Source organism: Bacillus sp. z26, from assembly GCF_058313635.1.
The window spans coordinates 1-18,336 of the sequence record NZ_JBZFQM010000006.1; the positions used below are offsets into that span (position 1 = coordinate 1).

General features: G+C 38.9%; 20 protein-coding genes and 10 tRNA genes. 3 read left to right on the top strand and 27 right to left on the bottom strand.

Annotated elements, in window-relative coordinates; all coding sequences use genetic code 11:
• Nucleotides 1–7 precede the first annotated feature (7 nt).
• The 11 genes from AC4G3K_RS15715 to AC4G3K_RS15765 all read right to left on the bottom strand — a co-directional run bounded on the left by AC4G3K_RS15715 (nucleotide 8) and on the right by AC4G3K_RS15765 (nucleotide 1,710).
• Nucleotides 8–81 (bottom strand) — tRNA-Gly (locus AC4G3K_RS15715).
• A gap of 23 nt (nucleotides 82–104) precedes the next feature.
• Nucleotides 105–181: transfer RNA gene (locus AC4G3K_RS15720), tRNA-Pro, on the bottom strand.
• Nucleotides 182–187: 6 nt separating this feature from the next.
• Nucleotides 188–264: transfer RNA gene (locus AC4G3K_RS15725), tRNA-Arg, on the bottom strand.
• A gap of 14 nt (nucleotides 265–278) precedes the next feature.
• A tRNA-Leu gene (locus tag AC4G3K_RS15730) sits at nucleotides 279–365 on the bottom strand.
• 66 nt (nucleotides 366–431) lie between these two features.
• Nucleotides 432–516 (bottom strand) — tRNA-Leu (locus AC4G3K_RS15735).
• A gap of 10 nt (nucleotides 517–526) precedes the next feature.
• A tRNA-Lys gene (locus tag AC4G3K_RS15740) sits at nucleotides 527–602 on the bottom strand.
• Between the two features lie 4 nt (nucleotides 603–606).
• Nucleotides 607–681: transfer RNA gene (locus AC4G3K_RS15745), tRNA-Gln, on the bottom strand.
• 75 nt (nucleotides 682–756) lie between these two features.
• Nucleotides 757–833: transfer RNA gene (locus AC4G3K_RS15750), tRNA-Asp, on the bottom strand.
• A 10-nt stretch (nucleotides 834–843) separates the two neighbouring features.
• Nucleotides 844–917 (bottom strand) — tRNA-Met (locus tag AC4G3K_RS15755).
• Between the two features lie 37 nt (nucleotides 918–954).
• Nucleotides 955–1,029, bottom strand: a tRNA-Glu gene (locus AC4G3K_RS15760).
• Between the two features lie 216 nt (nucleotides 1,030–1,245).
• Nucleotides 1,246–1,710, bottom strand: coding sequence for a SprT family protein (locus tag AC4G3K_RS15765; protein WP_491133918.1), 465 nt, complete (start codon nucleotides 1,708–1,710; stop codon nucleotides 1,246–1,248).
• 119 nt (nucleotides 1,711–1,829) lie between these two features.
• Between AC4G3K_RS15765 and cmpA the strand changes: the two genes are divergently transcribed.
• Entirely contained in the window at nucleotides 1,830–1,949 is a 120-nt protein-coding gene (gene cmpA / locus AC4G3K_RS15770) for a cortex morphogenetic protein CmpA (protein ID WP_491078044.1), read from the top strand.
• A gap of 24 nt (nucleotides 1,950–1,973) precedes the next feature.
• On the opposite strand, the gene AC4G3K_RS15775 is transcribed toward cmpA, so the two are convergent.
• From AC4G3K_RS15775 to acpS, 14 genes are all read right to left on the bottom strand, one after another.
• Nucleotides 1,974–4,139 (bottom strand): Tex family protein, encoded by a 2,166-nt coding sequence (locus tag AC4G3K_RS15775; protein ID WP_491133891.1) that lies wholly within the window; start codon nucleotides 4,137–4,139, stop codon nucleotides 1,974–1,976.
• 100 nt (nucleotides 4,140–4,239) lie between these two features.
• Nucleotides 4,240–4,845, bottom strand: a complete 606-nt coding sequence (locus AC4G3K_RS15780; protein ID WP_491133892.1) for a PP2C family serine/threonine-protein phosphatase — start codon at nucleotides 4,843–4,845, stop codon at nucleotides 4,240–4,242.
• Nucleotides 4,842–5,642: an RNA polymerase sigma factor SigB gene (gene sigB / locus AC4G3K_RS15785; RefSeq protein WP_491078041.1), complete on the bottom strand. Its 801-nt coding sequence runs from the start codon at nucleotides 5,640–5,642 to the stop codon at nucleotides 4,842–4,844. The genes AC4G3K_RS15780 and sigB overlap by 4 nt, the downstream gene beginning before the upstream one ends.
• Nucleotides 5,620–6,093, bottom strand: a complete 474-nt coding sequence (gene rsbW, locus AC4G3K_RS15790) for an anti-sigma B factor RsbW (protein ID WP_491078040.1) — start codon at nucleotides 6,091–6,093, stop codon at nucleotides 5,620–5,622. Before rsbW ends, sigB begins: the two co-directional genes overlap by 23 nt.
• A complete protein-coding gene (locus AC4G3K_RS15795) occupies nucleotides 6,090–6,422 on the bottom strand; it encodes an anti-sigma factor antagonist (RefSeq protein ID WP_491078039.1) in 333 nt (110 codons plus the stop codon). The genes rsbW and AC4G3K_RS15795 overlap by 4 nt, the downstream gene beginning before the upstream one ends.
• Before the next feature lie 63 nt (nucleotides 6,423–6,485).
• Nucleotides 6,486–7,496, bottom strand: a complete 1,011-nt coding sequence (locus tag AC4G3K_RS15800) for a PP2C family protein-serine/threonine phosphatase (RefSeq protein ID WP_491078038.1) — start codon at nucleotides 7,494–7,496, stop codon at nucleotides 6,486–6,488.
• Nucleotides 7,497–7,507: 11 nt separating this feature from the next.
• Nucleotides 7,508–7,909, bottom strand: coding sequence for an anti-sigma regulatory factor (locus tag AC4G3K_RS15805; RefSeq protein WP_491078050.1), 402 nt, complete (start codon nucleotides 7,907–7,909; stop codon nucleotides 7,508–7,510).
• Nucleotides 7,910–7,913: 4 nt separating this feature from the next.
• Nucleotides 7,914–8,270 carry an STAS domain-containing protein gene (locus AC4G3K_RS15810; protein ID WP_491078037.1) on the bottom strand — a complete coding sequence of 119 codons (357 nt, stop codon included), beginning with the start codon at nucleotides 8,268–8,270 and terminating at the stop codon, nucleotides 7,914–7,916.
• Complete coding sequence (locus tag AC4G3K_RS15815; RefSeq protein ID WP_491078036.1) at nucleotides 8,267–9,103, bottom strand: RsbT co-antagonist protein RsbRA; 837 nt, start codon at nucleotides 9,101–9,103, stop codon at nucleotides 8,267–8,269. Before AC4G3K_RS15815 ends, AC4G3K_RS15810 begins: the two co-directional genes overlap by 4 nt.
• A gap of 341 nt (nucleotides 9,104–9,444) precedes the next feature.
• Nucleotides 9,445–9,795 carry a type II toxin-antitoxin system PemK/MazF family toxin gene (locus AC4G3K_RS15820; protein WP_491078049.1) on the bottom strand — a complete coding sequence of 117 codons (351 nt, stop codon included), beginning with the start codon at nucleotides 9,793–9,795 and terminating at the stop codon, nucleotides 9,445–9,447.
• Nucleotides 9,796–9,799: 4 nt separating this feature from the next.
• On the bottom strand, nucleotides 9,800–10,081 hold the full coding sequence (locus AC4G3K_RS15825; RefSeq protein ID WP_049672447.1) for a CopG family ribbon-helix-helix protein: 282 nt from the start codon (nucleotides 10,079–10,081) through the stop codon (nucleotides 9,800–9,802).
• Nucleotides 10,082–10,240: 159 nt separating this feature from the next.
• Nucleotides 10,241–11,413: an alanine racemase gene (gene alr / locus AC4G3K_RS15830; RefSeq protein WP_491078035.1), complete on the bottom strand. Its 1,173-nt coding sequence runs from the start codon at nucleotides 11,411–11,413 to the stop codon at nucleotides 10,241–10,243.
• Between the two features lie 122 nt (nucleotides 11,414–11,535).
• Nucleotides 11,536–12,546, bottom strand: coding sequence for a LolA family protein (locus AC4G3K_RS15835; RefSeq protein WP_491133893.1), 1,011 nt, complete (start codon nucleotides 12,544–12,546; stop codon nucleotides 11,536–11,538).
• Nucleotides 12,547–12,852: 306 nt separating this feature from the next.
• The gene (acpS, locus tag AC4G3K_RS15840) at nucleotides 12,853–13,206 is read right to left on the bottom strand and encodes a holo-ACP synthase (RefSeq protein ID WP_491078033.1); all 354 of its coding nucleotides are present in this window, start codon (nucleotides 13,204–13,206) and stop codon (nucleotides 12,853–12,855) included.
• Between the two features lie 93 nt (nucleotides 13,207–13,299).
• On the opposite strand from acpS, the gene AC4G3K_RS15845 reads away from it, so the two are divergent.
• Together AC4G3K_RS15845 and AC4G3K_RS15850 are read left to right on the top strand one after the other, a co-directional pair.
• On the top strand, nucleotides 13,300–13,890 hold the full coding sequence (locus AC4G3K_RS15845; protein ID WP_491133894.1) for a rhomboid family intramembrane serine protease: 591 nt from the start codon (nucleotides 13,300–13,302) through the stop codon (nucleotides 13,888–13,890).
• Nucleotides 13,891–13,974: 84 nt separating this feature from the next.
• The gene (locus tag AC4G3K_RS15850) at nucleotides 13,975–15,120 is read left to right on the top strand and encodes an AimR family lysis-lysogeny pheromone receptor (RefSeq protein ID WP_491133895.1); all 1,146 of its coding nucleotides are present in this window, start codon (nucleotides 13,975–13,977) and stop codon (nucleotides 15,118–15,120) included.
• On the opposite strand, the gene uvsE is transcribed toward AC4G3K_RS15850, so the two are convergent.
• Complete coding sequence (gene uvsE, locus AC4G3K_RS15855; protein WP_491133919.1) at nucleotides 15,080–16,066, bottom strand: UV DNA damage repair endonuclease UvsE; 987 nt, start codon at nucleotides 16,064–16,066, stop codon at nucleotides 15,080–15,082. The genes AC4G3K_RS15850 and uvsE overlap by 41 nt on opposite strands.
• A 101-nt stretch (nucleotides 16,067–16,167) precedes the next feature.
• Entirely contained in the window at nucleotides 16,168–17,658 is a 1,491-nt protein-coding gene (gene cshA / locus AC4G3K_RS15860) for a degradosome RNA helicase CshA (protein WP_491078029.1), read from the bottom strand.
• Between the last annotated feature and the right edge of the window lie 678 nt (nucleotides 17,659–18,336).

Below are 18,336 nucleotides of genomic sequence, written 5' to 3' on the forward strand. Positions count from 1 at the left end.
ATATAATTGGAGCGGGTGAAGGGAATCGAACCCTCATCATCAGCTTGGAAGGCTGAGGTTTTACCACTAAACTACACCCGCATATTCAATTCATTGGAAGTTGATGGTCGGGAAGACAGGATTCGAACCTGCGACCCCTTGGTCCCAAACCAAGTGCTCTACCAAGCTGAGCTACTTCCCGTTATATTGGCGCGCCCGAGAGGAGTCGAACCCCTAACCTTTTGATCCGTAGTCAAACGCTCTATCCAATTGAGCTACGGGCGCATAATTAATTTAGTTGGTGCGGCCGAGAGGACTTGAACCTCCACGGGGTTAACCCCCACTAGGCCCTCAACCTAGCGCGTCTGCCATTCCGCCACGACCGCGTTATAATAACGCGACGACAACTTTCATTATAGTATTTATCCCACTTACAATCAAGTGATAATAAATGGTGCGGGTGAAGGGACTTGAACCCCCACGCCGTAAGGCGCCAGATCCTAAGTCTGGTGCGTCTGCCAATTCCGCCACACCCGCATATTTATAATGGTGAGCCATGAAGGACTCGAACCTTCGACCCTCTGATTAAAAGTCAGATGCTCTACCGACTGAGCTAATGGCTCTAAATGGCTGGGCTAGCAGGATTCGAACCTACGCGTGACGGAGTCAAAGTCCGTTGCCTTACCGCTTGGCTATAGCCCAAAGGTGTTTTTTCAAAACACTATTTATTATAATCACTTTTTCTCTTTTCGAGTTAAGTGTTATTTTTAATAAAAATGGCGGTCCGGACGGGACTCGAACCCGCGACCTCCTGCGTGACAGGCAGGCATTCTAACCAACTGAACTACCGGACCATTTTGTTAATTGCGGGGGCAGGATTTGAACCTGCGACCTTCGGGTTATGAGCCCGACGAGCTACCAGACTGCTCCACCCCGCGACGATCATATTCTTACTCTAACAACCTAAGTTGTGAATGGTGACCCCTACGGGATTCGAACCCGTGTTACCGCCGTGAAAGGGCGGTGTCTTAACCGCTTGACCAAGGGGCCATACATAGTATATCAATGGCATTCATTTCAGTCTCTCAGACACTTTATCATCTCTTTCAGATACTATCAAGCGCCTCAGTCGACTTTATCTATTATAACGGCATTTACTTAACTCGTCAACACTTTTTTAAAAGTTTTTTTCAGGTGTTTTTCAATGTCGTTTTTTGTTTTCGGCTTTTTTAAGGCCGCTCAAATAAATTACCATGTTTGCAAGGTCTATGTCAATGACTTTTTTAAAATTATTTTTCCACGGCATTTTCCACATACATATCTCTTAGTATCAATCTGTCTTTTTCTCCTGTACTCAAGCCCACATTGTCCACATTCGTATATCCATTTAATAGGCCGCGCGGTACGTTTGTTACTTTCTAAAGCAGAACAAAAACGAGGTGAGTTTGTTTCTGCCATCAACCTTTTGAAATCATGGTCTCTATGCCGGTAACCCTTTCCTTGGAGATGTAAATGATAGTGGCATAATTCATGTTTGATAATTCCCTCTAATTCACCTATTCCCATTTCATCTAAATATCTTCGATTAATCTCGATATTATGGCTGATTAATAAATACCGCCCGCCAGTTGTTCTTAACCTTTCATTAAAGATCGCTTTATGAGTGAATGGCCTGCCAAAATAAAGTGTTGATAATTTTTCAACTAATTGCTGTAACTCATTGTCTGTCATCTTTGATAAACCCTCCGCACTATTTAAAGTAACAAACCCGGCTGCCATCACATACAATAAACTAACCATGGGCGTATCACCCTATTCATAGTACAACATTTATCAAAGGAGGTCTAACCGTGCCTGGCTGGTTGCAAAATCAAATTCAAAAAGCCTTTTTTGAAAAAAACAGCAGACAAGTGCAGCTTTTGAATCAATGTTGGTTTTTTTATAAAAAAAGCATTGCCCTTTACGAATAAAGGCAATGCTCTTCATTTACTTTATTATATAGATGAATTTACCATTGTTAGGGCGATGCGTTCTTTGGGTATATCTACATGATCTACCCAAACCGTAACCACATCCCCAACCGATACAACATCCATGGGATGCTTCACAAACCGATTACTTAATTTCGAGATATGTACTAACCCTGCCTGCTTTACACCGATATCGATGAACGCACCAAAGTCTACTACATTACGGACCACTCCCTGAAGCTCCATTCCCTGCTTAAGGTCCTCCATTTTTAACACATCTGATTTCAGTAGAGGTGCTGCCAATTCATCACGTGGATCTCTTTCCGGCCTCATTAAGGCATCTATGATATCTCCCAACGTGATTTCACCAATATCCAATTTAACTGACATTTCCCTTCTATTTATGGTAGACAATGCTTCCCTTAACCGATCGCTTCCTAAATCCTCGGTTGTAAAACCAAGCATTTTCAATAATAAACGAACAGACTGATAATTTTCCGGGTGTATAGATGTTCGATCAAGCGATTCCTCTCCACCACTTATCCTTAAAAATCCAATGGCTTGTTCATATGTTTTTGCACCAAGTCTTGGTATCTTTTTTAGCGCAGCGCGATTAGAAAAAGCTCCTTCTTCTTCTCTTTTTTTGACGATATTTTGGGCTACAGATTTTGAAAGCCCGGCCACATATTGCAACAAAGAAGGAGAGGCCGTATTCACATTAACCCCAACCTTATTAACTGCTGTTTCCACCACAAAGCTCAGGGATTCATTCAGTTTCTTTTCTGAAACATCATGTTGATATTGACCGACTCCTACTGATTTAGGGTCTATTTTGACCAATTCTGCCAATGGATCCTGAAGCCTTCTGGCGATTGATACAGCACTTCGTTGTTCCACCTGTAAGTCCGGAAATTCTTCTCTTGCGATATCCGATGCTGAATAGACACTCGCACCAGCTTCATTCACAATGACATAATATATCTTTTCACTTTGCATCTTTAAAGTATCTGCAATAAATTGCTCTGTCTCCCGCGAGGCTGTTCCATTTCCAATTGTGATAATTTCGATGTTATATTTCTTTAGGATTGACAAGATAATTTTCGTTGCTTCATGCTTTTTAGCTACCGGAGGATGTGGGTAAACTACCCCAACCTCAAGCATTTTACCTGTAGGATCGACCACTGCAAATTTACAGCCGGTTCGATACGCAGGATCTACACCTAAAACCATTTTCCCTTTCAAAGGAGGCTGAAGCAGTAAATTCCTGAGGTTCTCTGAAAAAATATAAATAGCCTGATCTTCAGCCTTTTCCGTTAATTCATTACGTATTTCCCTTTCAATAGAGGGCTGAATCAATCGCTTATAGCTATCTTCTATTGCTTCTTTCATAATCCTCATGCATGGATTATTCGCATACAAATTCATTTTTTTATAGAGGTAATCTAAAATTTTCTCCACATCCGCTTTGACAGAAACTCTGAGCACTCCCTCTTTTTCACCGCGATTTAGAGCTAAAACACGGTGAGGGACTATTTTTCCAATTGCTTCTTCATAGTCATAGTACATTTCAAATACTTGTTTCTCATCCTTATCCTCATCTTTGCCAACTGACTTGATGGTACCACGCTTATATGTTTCATCCCGAATCCAATTTCTAAACGAGGCGTTATCTGATATATTCTCTGCGATAATATCTTTAGCTCCATCAATAGCTTCGGCAGCCGTTTCAACTCCCTTTTCCGGATCTACAAATTGAGCCGCTTTTTCTAAAGGTCTTGCGGAGACAGGCGCTTCCATAATCCAAGCTGCCAACGGCTCCAACCCTTTTTCTTTAGCTATTGTCGCTTTTGTACGACGCTTTTGCTTGAAGGGTCGGTAGAGGTCTTCCACCGTTTGTAATTTTACTGCCTTAGTGATATCACTGGATAACTCTTCTGTGAGCTTCCCTTGTTCCTTGATAATACGCAGGACTTCTTCTTTCCTTTTTTCCAAATTCTCGAGATAGGTCCACCGCTCAGATATTGATCTAATTTCTACCTCATCCAACGAGCCTGTCATTTCTTTTCGATAACGCGCAATAAACGGGATTGTATTTCCATCCTCTAACAGCGCCAATACATTATCAACTTGTTTTTCCTGCACTGAAAGTTCTGCTGCAATATGTTTACTCAGTTCCTTCTTGGATTTCATCCCATCAAACCTTCCCTCTGCATTAATTACTTTTATAGTAACATAACCTTCTTCACTTCAAATACCGCGCTAATACGTATAACAAAAAAGAAGCCTCTTATCATTGTAAAAGACTTCCAAAAATAATTGTAATATCATCGTTAAAGGCACTGTTTTGCCTTTCTAATTTTCTTGCCGTTTCTTCAAGAGAACCAGAACTACGCAAAAAATCTTTAGTTCCCTTCATTTCAAAACCATCTGAGTGAATGAAAAATTTAGAGGCCGGCACATACGTAAAACGTTGGGTATGGAAACGTTGCTTCCTTCCAGATAAGAAACCCGTTACAGGTAGGGGATAAATCAATTTACCATTTGGAGGGTATAAATAAAAACGTATATTGCCTACACAACTATAGTGGAATTCCTTCTTTTTAAAATCCACTTTAAAAATAGCTACGGCTGCGCCTCTTTTTCTAAGCAGAGCCTGATTACACCGCTCCATAATAACTTCAACTTCTTCGCTCTGAAACTCTCGGACAACATTTGTAACTGCCCGAGATGATTCATGCGCAAACTCTCCTGACCCCAATCCATCTGCGATTACACATATAAAGTAATCATCGGTCACTTCAAAAAAATAATCGTCTCCACACAAAAGTTTCCCTTGTTTAGGGGACTGAGAAGCAATTAATTGAACTCTGCTGTCTCGTAATACTTCGTGATTCACCGTATATACTCCGAATTCTCAGCATTAATGGCTTCTTGCAATTTTTTTATAGCACGACGCTGGAGACGAGACACGTGCATTTGGGAGATACCTAAGCGGTCTCCGGCTTCCTTTTGACTCAGGTTTTCTAGATACGTATATTGAATAATTTTCTTTTCGCGATCTGACAATACATGGAGAACTTTTTCCAAAACCAGACGCTGGTTCACTCTTTCATATCCTTCATCTACATTACCGAAAATATCTAATAGAGTGACCGTTCCGCCGTCCGAATCTGCTTCAATTGAGTGATCCACTGACAGAGCTTGATAACTTTTACTCATTTCCATGGCTTCTAATACTTCTTCCTCAGAAACTTCTAAGTACTGAGCAATCTCTTCAATCTTTGGAGAGCGTTGTAAGGTTGAGGTAAGTTCTTCAACAGTTGTTTTAATTTTTGGCCCAAGTTCTTTAATTCTGCGTGGGACATGGACACTCCATGTTTTATCACGTAAAAAACGCTTAATTTCACCAATTATTGTTGGGACAGCAAATGCTTCAAAGCTTTTTCCAAAGGAATCATCGTATCTGCGAATAGCACCCAGCAATCCAATCATACCGACCTGAGCAATATCTTCGTGATAGGATTTACCCTTTGAATATTTTCTTGCAATGGTTTCTACCAGTCCCTGATAGTGCTGAACAAGTTGAGCTTGCGCTTCTTCATCTCCGTGCAGTTGATAGGCTTTAATCCATTCGGTGACTTGTTCTCTCATTTGAGCCTTTTTCTCTTCACTAATTTGAGATTGTTTCTGCATCACTCTCCACCTGCTCTCCCTCAAGAAACTTCGTCATGAATACTGTCACACCTTCATTTTGATGTATTTTCACTTCATCCATGAGTGTTTCAATCAGATATAGACCTAATCCTCCTTCTCTTAAGAATTCTACCGATTGGTCTCTTTCGTACGGTCCCAAACCTTGTCTCACTTCTTCAAAATCGCAGCTTTCTCCGTTATCAACCACCATCACTTCCAAACGGTCTTCATATAACCCGAAACCGATAACCACTTCACCGTTATGGTTTTCTTTGTAGGCATGCTGTACCGCATTTGTACAGGCCTCGCTGGTAGCAATTTTCAAATCTTCTATACTATCATATGAGAATCCCATACGGCTGGCTATACCTGATAAAGTTAATCTCATTACCCCAATAAACTCAGGTTTTGCTGGTATCTTCATTTCAATATATTCATATGTTTCACTCATTGCGATCCACCCTCTGCATGGCTTTTTATATGGATTATATCCGCTAGACCAGTTATTTCAAAAAGACGATGTAACCTCTCAGATAGTCCGATGATTCTAAAATCTCCATTATGCGCACGAACATTTTTAAACAATCCTACAAACACTCCAAGACCTGTGCTATCCATATAAGAAACTTCTGTCAAATCGACAATCATGACTACTTTATCCTGATCCGATAAAGGGAAAAGTGCCTCCCTTAACTTCGGTGCTGTGTATGCATCTATCTCGCCTTTAACATTTACATGTATTTCAGAATTCACATTTTGTACATCAATCGAAATGTTCATGAATTGTACCTCTCCTCAAAAAGTCAAGTTTCGCTTCCTAACCTATTACCCGATTTTATCCCTTTAAAACTTCCGCCGCATAATTATTAAAGTGAAATCATCCCTCAATTGAAAATTCTGCATCTTTTCGAGCTTTTTATAAAGATTATTCACAATTCCTTGAGCATCTAAATGAATGGATTCCTGAATAAATTTAACCAGAGTGTCTCTTTCAATAAATCCATCATTTGTTCTGCATTCCGTTACTCCATCTGATAGGAGAATAATCATATCGCCTACTTCAATTTTGCGTTCATATTGCTGGTAGGTCGTTCTTTTATTTACCCCAAGCAATAAACCCTTGGCACTTAATTCAGTAAATTCATTTTCTTGATATCTATAGAAAAAGCCCGGTTCATGCCCAGCAGATGCATAAGTAAAAATATGATTAGAGGGATCATACAAACCATAGAACATGGTTATAAACATACTCGGACCTACATTTTGCTCAACTACGCGATTAATACTTTCAAGAACACTGGCCGGAGAAGTACGATGCTCCGGTAGAGAATCCATCGCATACTTGATCATAGACATACACAATGCTGCTGGTATCCCTTTGCCAATAATATCAGCAATTGCTACAGCTACCCGACCATGTTCATCTTCGACAAAGTGAAAATAATCTCCGCTCATATGCTTAGCAGGAACGCTAATGGCACCAATCTCCAGATTTTTGAGGATGGGAACTCGCGTTTCCAATAAAGTTTGTTGAACATTAGCGGCGATTTCCATCTCACTCTTCAGTTCTCTTTGTTGATGGCGAAGACTCTGTAATTCACGAAAAGCAACACCATACTCCATCATAATTTCCAATAAAAAATCAAGAGAGTGGCTAACTTCCTCCGAAACATCTGGAAGAATCTCCTTCAGTGCATTCTTATGTAAACTTATGATTTCTTCTGGAGATATCATATGTTCTATCGCTTGTTTGCTTAATTTATGTCCGAGATATAATGCTTTTTCCGTATGCTCTGTCAAATAGTTTGAGAGAGCTTCACGGTATCTTTCTTCCATGCACTCTCTATTATCCACCTATCTTCCCCCTATCGAAGCCATTTGGTTGATGTAATGCACGTACCCTTTCCAACATCGGAGTCAATATCAAAATCATCCATCAATCTTTTGACTCCAGGGAGTCCTGCTCCAAGACCACCTGATGTTGTATACCCATCTTCCATCACTCTTCTTATATCACTTATTCCGGGACCGTTATCCTCAGCAGTGACTCTAAGGCCTGTTTTTCCATTATCGTATACCTTTTCAATGCATATTTGACCCTGCCCTGCATATAAATATATATTCCTTGCTAATTCACTTATGGTTGTGGTTATTCTTGCTTGATCCACGGTGCCAAACCCCAACTCTTTGGCCACGTTTCTGCCCACCTGACGGGCTGCAACAATATCCCATTCATTTAGAATTTTTACGTAGGATTGGGTGCTCATCATGCTAGTCCCCCAGTTCCTTTTGTAATTTCTCCAAACCTTTTTCTAGATCCAATGCGGTCATAACATCGGATAATGTAATCCCCAGTTCGATTAACGTGATGGCAACAGCCGGTTGAATGCCTGTAATCACAACCTTCGCACCCATTAGTTTGGACATGTTAATAACATCGCCAAGGACTTTAGCAATAAAGGAGTCTATAATATCCACTGAGGTTAAGTCAATTACCACTCCGTTCGCATTTGTTTCATGTATTTTATGCAATAAATCCTCTTGAAACTGGAGCGCTGTTGCATCATCCAGTTCCCACTGAATGGAAATCAACAGGCAATCGTGCAGCTTTAATATCGGAATCCTCATACTAACTCCTCCGAGGTTATTATAATTTTTCTGTTTGTAATTTCCAGGGCAGCCTCTACACCCTTTTTCAATGTATTTTTAGTTATGATTTCATCTAAGTTAATCCCAAGATTAACAATTGTTTGAGCAATCTCCGGGCGTATCCCGCAAAGCATACAACGCGCGCCAACCAAGCGAACAGCCTCTGCAGCCTGGATAATATGGTGGGCCACCATGGTATCTACAACCGGTACCCCTGTAATGTCAATTAACACTACTTCTGAACGATGCTTAACAACGCCATCGAGAAGGTTCTCCATTATTTGTCTGGCACGTTCTGTATCTATTGTTCCTATTAAAGGCATTACTGTAATCCCTTCAAACACCGGAATGAGCGGGGCGGATAATTCCTGAAGAGCTATTCTTTGCAAAGAAACCGTTCGTTCCCATGTAGATGTATAAACATTAAGGATTTCATTATTCAGAGGAGTAATCCATTCATCAAAATCGAGCACAATCTCAAGCTGATTTTCTTTTGTCATTACTCCCTCGTTAACCAATCCTTCTGTTACTACGATATTGAATGCCTTCATCCCGTCATTCACAAATGTTAACGGCCAGCCTAAACGAATAATCTTAGCTGCAAAATCACCTAGTTTTGTCTTGAACTCTTCATCGGAATCTGTAATATTAGATATCAATACATCGATAAACTCATTACTTGTGTGTAAGAACATTTGGTCAGAAACTATCTTACCAACTCGTTCGTCTGCCTTTTCTTCTACGCGGTTAACCCACTGCCGTAAAATAATGTCTTTATGATCCTGGATATAGTTTTGCACAAGCTTATTCATTAGTTCCTCCTCCATCGAGTTTTTCTGAACTTTTTATATGAAAATTTGCTCTTTTAATGAATTATTGAATAATTTTAAAAAGTCATTTACACAAACTATTATAAACACTTGAAAAGAAAATAGGAAATTAGAAATCCAAATCCCTTTGTTTTATTAAAACAGAAAAACCACTACTTCTTCATACTTTCTATAACTTACACTTTATTCCCTCTATTCTTCAAAATAAACGTTAAAATTTATCTTTACCACTCTGTAAAAGTAAATAAAAAGGCTGCCAAGAATTCAGATTCTTGGCAGCCTAGCCTTCAGTACAGAAGTATATTTTTATAATCTTTTTATTATTATAATTCCACAAGTCCCAGACTGATTTGGAGCGCGTTATCGACCTTACGCATCATTTCATCATCCAACTGTGTTATTTTATCTGTTAATCTCTGCTTATCAATTGTTCGAATTTGTTCAAGTAAAATAACAGAATCACGTTCGAATCCATATTTTTGGGCGTCAATTTCTACATGGGTTGGCAGTTTCGCTTTTTGTATTTGAGCCGTAATTGCCGCAATAATTACGGTAGGGCTAAATCGATTACCTATATCATTCTGAATAACAAGAACAGGTCTTACCCCACCTTGCTCAGATCCAACCACCGGAGACAAATCAGCGAAATAAACGTCACCACGCTTTACATTTATACCCTTATTCACCGCTAACTAGACGCTCCACGGCATGTTCAGCCTCATATTCTGCCTGAAAAGCTTCAGCTGCCATAGTCAAATTAATATTGGCCATCTCCATATATCCACGGCGCATGGATTCGCGAAACTCTTTCTTTTTGCGTTCTTGCAAATACATTTTGGTTGCTTGATAAATAAATTCGCTTCGATTCACATTTTCTTCTCTCACGTATCCATCCAACTCACTTAGCAAATTTTGGGGCAAGCGTATTAGAATTTCCGTAGTTGCACTGGACTCAGACACAGGCAAACACCTCCACCATCACTACAAACCACATAGTTCTTTACTATTCTATCTTACCATTAATACTTCTGCATGCAAAGGTGTCTAGTACATTTCTTTCTTATTATGAGGCTAAATAGATGTTCTTTATTCATCTTTCATGCACAATATGCTAAATACTCAATACCGGAATAATTGATTTACAGTTTCAACTATTGAATTATTCTGTTTATACACCCGAGGAATTCGACTGGATAATTGACAAACTACCTCATAGTTAATTGTCTCTAATTTTCGGGCAATCTCATCAGCTGTAATCGTATGATCTCCATCGGACCCGATGAGCGTAACAATCGTATCTTCCGGTACAAATTGATCTAATTTTACCATGCATTGGTCCATGCAGATCCGTCCCACAATAACCGCTCGCTTTTCTTTAACCAGCACAGATTGACCAGATAGTTTTCTTATCCATCCATCAGCATATCCAATAGGCAGTGTTGCAATCCACTCTGGTCCCTCTGCTTTATACGTTGCACCGTACCCAACCGTATCCCCTTTAAATATCTTCTTGATTTGCTTTACTTTCGTATAAAGTGATAAGGCCGGCTTTAGTGACACAGGCAGAAGATCTTTTATTTCAGGGGATGGGCTTAAGCCATACATAGAAATGCCAAGCCTTACTGTATTAAAATACGCATCAGGATATCGCATAGCTGCCGCACTATTACTAGTATGAATGAAAGGCGGCAAGTATTCCATACTATCAAGAATCTCCCTGAATTTCAATAATTGATTTTGAGTTCTGCTTAAATCAAGCTCATCTGCGTTAGAAAAATGTGTAAATACCCCTTCGAGATGGATATGATCCTGATGTTTAAGGATATATTCAATTTCTTTCATTTCTTGTTTGTTTCTAATTCCTAGCCTGCCCATACCCGTATCAATTTTCACATGTATATTTAACGGTTGCTCAATATTTTCTTCCTGTAAATATTCAATAGCTTTCCCAATCCAATCAATATCATGTACATTTAAAGAAATATTGTACTGCACTGCAACCTTTGCATCTTTAGCTCCTGTAGAACCAAGCACTAATATCGGAACCTTAATTCCTGCTTGGCGCAGCCGAATTGCCTCATCCAGAAAAGCTACCGCTAAACTCGTTGCTCCGGCACCAAGGGCTGCCTCAGCCACTTGTCTATCACCATGACCATAAGCATTCGCTTTTACAACTGCCATGATGCCAGTAGTAGAAGGTAAGTACTGCCTAAATTGTTTGACATTATGCTGTATATGATCCAAATCTATTTCTGCCCAAGTATCTCTATACGATAATTGACTATTTTTCATAAGAGGTTGACCTTCCTTTAGATGTTTATAACATGATTATTCCCCTTAATGAATAGATAGTCAATTCATACCTAAAGAAACCCAAAAGAATAGGCCTGTATGTATAACAGACCCGTTTATCATTATTTCTCTGCAGTTTCTTGTACAGATCGCGCAATCATGACCATCTCATCTGCTGAGAGATTTTCTGTTGCCAGCATAAAGTCTATTCCTTCATAAGACCAGGATATCGAGTTTTCTGTCATATTCCCGATTGTGAATCCTAAATCTACAGGCTCACCTTCCGCTGTCGTAACCGCAGCTTCTTTAACAATCTTTGATTTGCTCTCAATTAGAGTGTATTGTTTATTATCACCCGCAAATGTCAGAACAGCCCTCTTTCCATCATCTGATTCAATCATTTTCTCACCTGCAGGCTCCACTCCCTGAATCTCAGCAGTTGGATATTGAACTTCAAAATCGACCTCTTCTTCAGAAGACATGACCGGTACTTCCAGCTGTGCCCCTGTCATATTTTTTTTCACATCAAAGTCACCATTGCCGTAGTTAGGATTAAACTTTGTTTTTTCAAATTCCACCTGAACTAACGTATTACGATCAGAATCCATTACGTCTACACTTATCGGCTCCAGTGTTTTCCGGTCGAATTTCACGACTTGTAATGGGAGCATTTTATTATTTTGATACCTCGTTTTTGTCTCAAACACATAGCTATCTTCTGTTTCTTTAAAGGTTGCATCCTTATCTACAGATACATCTGTGATTAAGGATTCGTACAGATATGCCTGTGAGCTGTTTTTAGGCCATTCGCTCTGAAATTTAAAGCTTTTATTAAGGGCAGGAGTTAATACAAATACTCCTTCTTTATTCCGCAAAATAATTTGACTTTGATCTTTTTGGGCATTTTTCAAGTTTACACGGTAGTCTGACGGCGATTGATACCATACTTCCACATCATATACTTGTGGTTCCGCCCCCATTTTCAAGGTCATTTTTGCATCAGTCTTGTATCCCTTTAAATCATTCATCTTTTTCGTTAGTGCGTCTACAACATCTGTTTGTGATTTTTCCCCGCAGCCTGCCAAGACCAACATAAATCCTATTGTCAGCATCAGCATCATTAACCTTTTCAAGATCTCATCCCCTTTTAACAGTAGTAAGTAAAAGGGAGAGGAAAAGCCACTCACGTTTCGTTCGTTTTAATCTCACATTTTATTTAACAACGTATTATCTGGATATATTCGTTCAAAACAGTTAGTATTTCTGCTATTCTTTATTTAACTCCTACCTGTTTTTTAAACGCCCGCTATTGCGAGTGCTATCCAAACTAAATGTGGGGATAGTAAACTTCCGAAACAAGGCCTTGTCTCTCCAATTCGCTAATTGAATATATGAGACAATCCTTCTGATTATGTGCTTGTTGGACAAACAATTTGTTTTTACTGTTCCTCTAAAATAACCTGGGCAGCTGCATATTGTTTTGTATGGGTTATACTCACGTACGCCTTCACTTCTAAAGGATGCTGAATAACCGGTTTACCATTACTGCCTGGCATAATACTAATATCACGGAATGCAAGTTTTCCGCCAATACCTGTTCCATACGCTTTAGAAAATGCCTCTTTGGCAGAAAATCTTCCGGCAAACCATTCAATTTTCCGAATTTCACTTAATGACAGGAAGTATTCTTTCTCATCTGCCGTTAGTATACGATCCACGAATTTCGGCTGTCGTTCAAGTAGATTTTTCACTCTCTCAAGTTCAATAATATCTAAACCAATCCCAATAATCATTGGTTCCCACCCTCACATTTTATGGTGATATATTTTTCAATCACACTCTATTATAAATGATTTACCAAATCTTTTATGTAAGGATGATGTCTTTTGTTCACACGTACTGAAAGTTTTCAACAGTTTCTCCGTTATTATCCGGGAGTGAGTATTTTAACAGCCATTTGTATAGCCCTTTATACCCTTACCTCTTTGCCGATATTTCCCGGGAGAGACCTCTATACATTATTAAGCGGAGTTAATTTCTACATAGCAGAGGGCGAATATTGGAGATTGGTCACATCAATTTTTGTCCATGTTGGTTTCTCCCACCTTTTGTTTAACTGTTTCTCCTTGATCATAATCGGTCCTGGTTTGGAACAAATTTTGGGGACACCCAAATTTATTTTATTTTTTATGCTGACCGGTGTTTTAGCTAATCTGCTTACTTTCTTTGCTGAACCCCTTATGTATGCTCATGCAGGAGCCAGCGGTTCTATTTACGGCTTGTTTGGATGTTTCGCTTATATCGTCTATTTTAGAAAAGACTTAATCTCGCCCCAAAATTCACAAGTCATTTTAGCTTTAATTATTATTGGTGTCGTTATGTCCTTTTTCCAATCATCCATTAATATTACCGGTCATATTGGCGGCCTCATATCAGGTTTCGCCCTCGCTCGGATATTTTTGTCCAATCGACAATGACCAAAAAATATATTTCCATTATAGGAAGAAATAACTATAATAAAGTATAGTATCGATAATGTTGTAGAGAGAAGGTAGAAGATAATGTATTCAGCATTTAAGGAATTAGAATATTTGATTCCTCCTCCCATAAAAGGAAAAGGCCGAGAATGCCTTACATATACCATCGCTGAGTGGGTAACATTATCAGAAACCTTTTCCCTTAAGACATATGAAGAGTTTCACCCAGTCTATGTCATGCAAGCAATGGCTTCTCATTCATTAAAAAATGAAGAGGAAGCCTTTAAAATAGTTAAGTCATATTACGGCAAATGTACATCTGGAACGGTTCATAAACTATTCATTCTAGAATATTTATTGCGATTGGGATGCATTGAATGGATTAAACAAATAGTATTGGAAGATTCCTCAGAACCGGAAGAGAATGAGTTAAAAAAGGTATTTTCCATTTATATCGACCAGGCAGAAGCCCAAACAGATGACATAGAATTGATTGATCGAGCATTTAATCTATCATCCAGCTGCTTGGAAATAAATATAGCTTCGATCATTTCCCATCTGTATGGAATTAGCCAATTACGTTTGCAGGAACCCTTTAACAAATTAATAAAAGCAGTTGAATCCATGCTTTTATTATGTAAAGATCAGGATTTGTTAACGATTTTTAAAATACAGCTTGGGGAAATGTACTTAGTTTCGATCTTATGCAGCAACACAGACCCTAAGCATGTACGAAATGCCTGTCAATTATTTAGCGAGAGAACAGAGTTATTAAAACAATTCCCTACTCTTGAGATATCTTTATGTCACATCTTAGCCCATTCTTATATGTTTGATAGCTTTATGATTGCAAAAAAATGGATCATGAAGGGTCTGACCTTAGTGAATAATGTACATCCACAGCGCAGGCCCTTTCTTGAATCCTCTCTTAATTGCTCAATGGATATTTTCAGGAGCATATGGCAAAGGGAATTGGATATTATACCAGCATCCATAGCTGAAAAGGCTCATCGTTTTATGGTCACTGGTCAGACAAGCATGGGAACTCAGCTATTGGACTCTATATACTCGGAAAAAGGATCACTTACCTTTTTTGAACACTTTTATTTAGCAATGAGCAAAGATATTAATACTATGCGAGAAATTCAACTACTTTTCATACATAGTCGGAATTACTATTATGCTCAGCTCATCGACTTTTACTTATCCGAGGGTCATAAGAAAACGTAGCACCCTTTAAAATTTTGATATCATCCAGCGATTGCAATTCTTCCATCATCTTGAATACGGCAAAGTCTTTGTGTTTCGCTTCTAGCATGCAATCAATTTGACTGGCCAAACTATTGTTTCCTTTTACTAATTCAATCACTTCTTCTATACGCACATGATCAGCATGTGCTTTTTTATTTTTCCCCTCTTTTTGGGATGAAAGATGGACTTTAACAGCCAGGGTCGAGTTGCTCCAAGTCAGTACGATTCTTGGCCACTGCTCTTTCCAATCGCCATGGTTATTGATTTTATGATGGTGTAAATCAAACACCATGGGTATTGACAGTTTTTCACAAAGATAGAGGGTATCGTGGATGTCAAATGTTGTATCATCATTTTCCAGTATAATCATTTCCTGTAGTTCAACAGGCACATAACCCCAATTATTAATGAATTGTTCTAAGGCTTGTTCCTTATCTTGATATAATCCGCCAATATGTAAAACACACCGGTGTTTTGGCGGAATCCCAAAAGCTATTAGTAATTGATAATGCATCCGTAATGTCTTAATGGACGTCTTTAAGATATTCTTATCATCACTATTCAAAATAACATAATGATCCGGGTGAAAATCAATTCTCATATCACGGTGTTTTTCCAGATATTCTTTAATAGCTCGGGTTTCATCTATAATACTTCGCATATAATTCCAATCTCTTAACTCCGGATGATTAGCCAGCGGTATTAATTTTGAGGAAAACCGGAAGAATTTGATGCCATTTGCTTCATTATGAATCAGCAAACGAAGGCAATTTTTCAGGTTGGCTTTTGTAATGGCCTCTAATCTCCTTATAGCTGCATCCCTGTCTGCCAACTTGCTGAATTGTGAATAGGTCATCGTTTTTGATGGTGATGCATTTTTCAATTCCATACTCATAGCTACGTAACCCAAACGAACGAACGTCATGAATTCCATTCGCCTCCTTTTTCTTATTATGTACAAAGGAAGCACGTAAAATAAAAAAAGGCCAATCCTCGCTAAGTGAGGATTGGCCCTATCATTATTTATTATTTACTTGTGTTTTTTGGCTTGGAGTTTGAATAGGACTTTTTGCGTCCATTTGGATTGCTGCTGCGTTTTCTGTCTCCACCGCCGCGGCTGTCTCTGTCTCCACCTCTATTGTATGGACGTTTGGCGCCACCTTTTCCGCCTTTATAAGAAGAACCTTCTTTACGGAACGGCAATGGTCTCTCTTCTGAAATATTTACAGGTTTTTCATCAGGATCTCTAATGAACAATTTCAAAGCGGCAGCAATTAGTTCTTCTGCACTTTGGTCTTCCAACATTTCTTTAGCCAATGGAAGATACGCTGATATGTCTTCCGAAGAAACAACATTGTACAATTTTTCTCTAACTGTTTTTTGTTGTACTTCCAAAGCATCTGTAACAGTCGGAGCTTTCATACGGTCCATTTTTCTTTTAGTCGTACGTTCTACCACTTCAAGATAGGACATTTCACGAGGCGTTACGAATGTAATAGCCATTCCTTCTTTACCCGCTCTTCCTGTACGTCCAATACGGTGGACATAACTCTCAGGATCTTGAGGAATATCGAAGTTATAAACGTGTGTAACACCAGAAATATCAAGGCCACGTGCCGCCACATCAGTAGCTACCAATATATCGACTGTTCCCTCTTTAAACTTGCGTAAGACTGACATACGACGGGCTTGTGTCAAGTCACCGTGGATACCTTCAGCTGTATAACCACGCACTGTTAATGCTTCTGCTAATTCATCAACCCGACGTTTAGTACGACCAAATATAATAGCTAATTCCGGCGTATGAATATCAAGCAGACGAGTTAATGTCTCAAATTTTTCTCTTTCCGGAACGCGAACATAATATTGGCTGATGGCTGGAACTGTCATTTCTCTCGCTTTTACACGTACCGTTTTCGGTTCATGCATAAATCTTTCAGCAATGCGACGGATTGGATCTGGCATTGTTGCAGAGAATAACAATGTTTGATGATTGTCTGGAACAGAAGACAGAATAGACTCAATATCTTCAATGAATCCCATGTTCAACATTTCATCTGCTTCGTCCAGTACGACTGTATGAACATTGTTTAAACGAATTGTTTTTCTGTTAATGTGATCCAACAGTCTGCCTGGTGTACCTACAATGATATGCGGACGTTTTTTTAATGCACGGATTTGACGAGAAATATCCTGTCCACCATATACTGCAAGAACTCGAGAACGATTACCCGCTCCAATTTTGTACAATTCTTCAGAAACCTGAATTGCAAGTTCACGTGTCGGCGCAATAATCAAACCTTGGATTTCATCTTTGTTTATATCGATTTTTTCGATCATCGGAATTCCAAAAGCAGCAGTTTTACCTGTACCAGTTTGAGCTTGTCCAATTAAATCTCCACCTTGCAATGCAAATGGAATCGTTTCTGATTGGATTGGAGTTGCTTCTTCAAACCCCATTTTCTCTACTGCTCTTAATGTGTCGCTGCTAATTCCTAATTCACTAAATAATGTCATTAATTTTTCTACCCCTTTTTCACAAAAATCGGTGTTTTTTTAACAATTGCTTCAATATATTTTTCATTCCTGTAAAACAGGATTACGGGTCATTTAATCGTGCCTGTCGCACAGGGTTTCGATCTCATAAAAAAAAGCGGCCGTCAGTATCCCGGCAGCATGAGTTCATAAGTCCAATTCATTTGGAAAATTTTCATGAAACGCATGTATTTAACTTATGTTAACAAATACTGAGCCGGATTGCAAATGAACAAGATTGCAATATTCTATTATGCTATGGATTGATTTTAATTTCATCAAGCTATTTCACTTATTGAACAAGCCTTTTATCTTTCTAAAACAGGAGATAAATATCCGCGTTCATACACCGCCTCCCTCTATTACGAAGATAGGATCTATATAGATCCTGTGTATGAAAGACACACAACACAGTAATTTTTTGTGCGATAAAGTGGAATTGATGAGTATTTCAGATAGAGGTTTAAGTATAAATCTTTTTGTATCGCACGTCTGTGAATTAATTTTTTAAAAGTCTGGGTGTCTTACGTTGATTGCTTTTTTTCATCAGATCTTATAGCAGTAGACAGTCAAATGATCCCAACAGTATTAATCAATCGATTGATTAGTTAAAGAAAAGCCGGCTAATCCCTTGCTACAGCAAATATCTTGTCACTGCAG

Excerpts from the sequence above, each read along its gene's own strand:
- AC4G3K_RS15765 (WP_491133918.1), bottom strand. The coding sequence starts at position 1,710 with ATGACAGACAATGAGTTACAGCAATTAGTTGAAAAATTATCAACACTT.
- AC4G3K_RS15775 (WP_491133891.1), bottom strand. The coding sequence starts at position 4,139 with ATGAAATCCAAGAAGGAACTGAGTAAACATATTGCAGCAGAACTTTCA.
- sigB (WP_491078041.1), bottom strand. The coding sequence starts at position 5,642 with ATGCAGAAACAATCTCAAATTAGTGAAGAGAAAAAGGCTCAAATGAGA.
- rsbW (WP_491078040.1), bottom strand. The coding sequence starts at position 6,093 with ATGAGTGAAACATATGAATATATTGAAATGAAGATACCAGCAAAACCT.
- AC4G3K_RS15795 (WP_491078039.1), bottom strand. The coding sequence starts at position 6,422 with ATGAACATTTCGATTGATGTACAAAATGTGAATTCTGAAATACATGTA.
- AC4G3K_RS15805 (WP_491078050.1), bottom strand. The coding sequence starts at position 7,909 with ATGAGCACCCAATCCTACGTAAAAATTCTAAATGAATGGGATATTGTT.
- AC4G3K_RS15810 (WP_491078037.1), bottom strand. The coding sequence starts at position 8,270 with ATGAGGATTCCGATATTAAAGCTGCACGATTGCCTGTTGATTTCCATT.
- AC4G3K_RS15815 (WP_491078036.1), bottom strand. The coding sequence starts at position 9,103 with ATGAATAAGCTTGTGCAAAACTATATCCAGGATCATAAAGACATTATT.
- alr (WP_491078035.1), bottom strand. The coding sequence starts at position 11,413 with ATGAAAAATAGTCAATTATCGTATAGAGATACTTGGGCAGAAATAGAT.
- acpS (WP_491078033.1), bottom strand. The coding sequence starts at position 13,206 with ATGATTATTGGGATTGGTTTAGATATTATTGAACTTGAGAGAGTGAAA.
- AC4G3K_RS15850 (WP_491133895.1), top strand. The coding sequence starts at position 13,975 with ATGTATTCAGCATTTAAGGAATTAGAATATTTGATTCCTCCTCCCATA.
- uvsE (WP_491133919.1), bottom strand. The coding sequence starts at position 16,066 with ATGACGTTCGTTCGTTTGGGTTACGTAGCTATGAGTATGGAATTGAAA.
- cshA (WP_491078029.1), bottom strand. The coding sequence starts at position 17,658 with ATGACATTATTTAGTGAATTAGGAATTAGCAGCGACACATTAAGAGCA.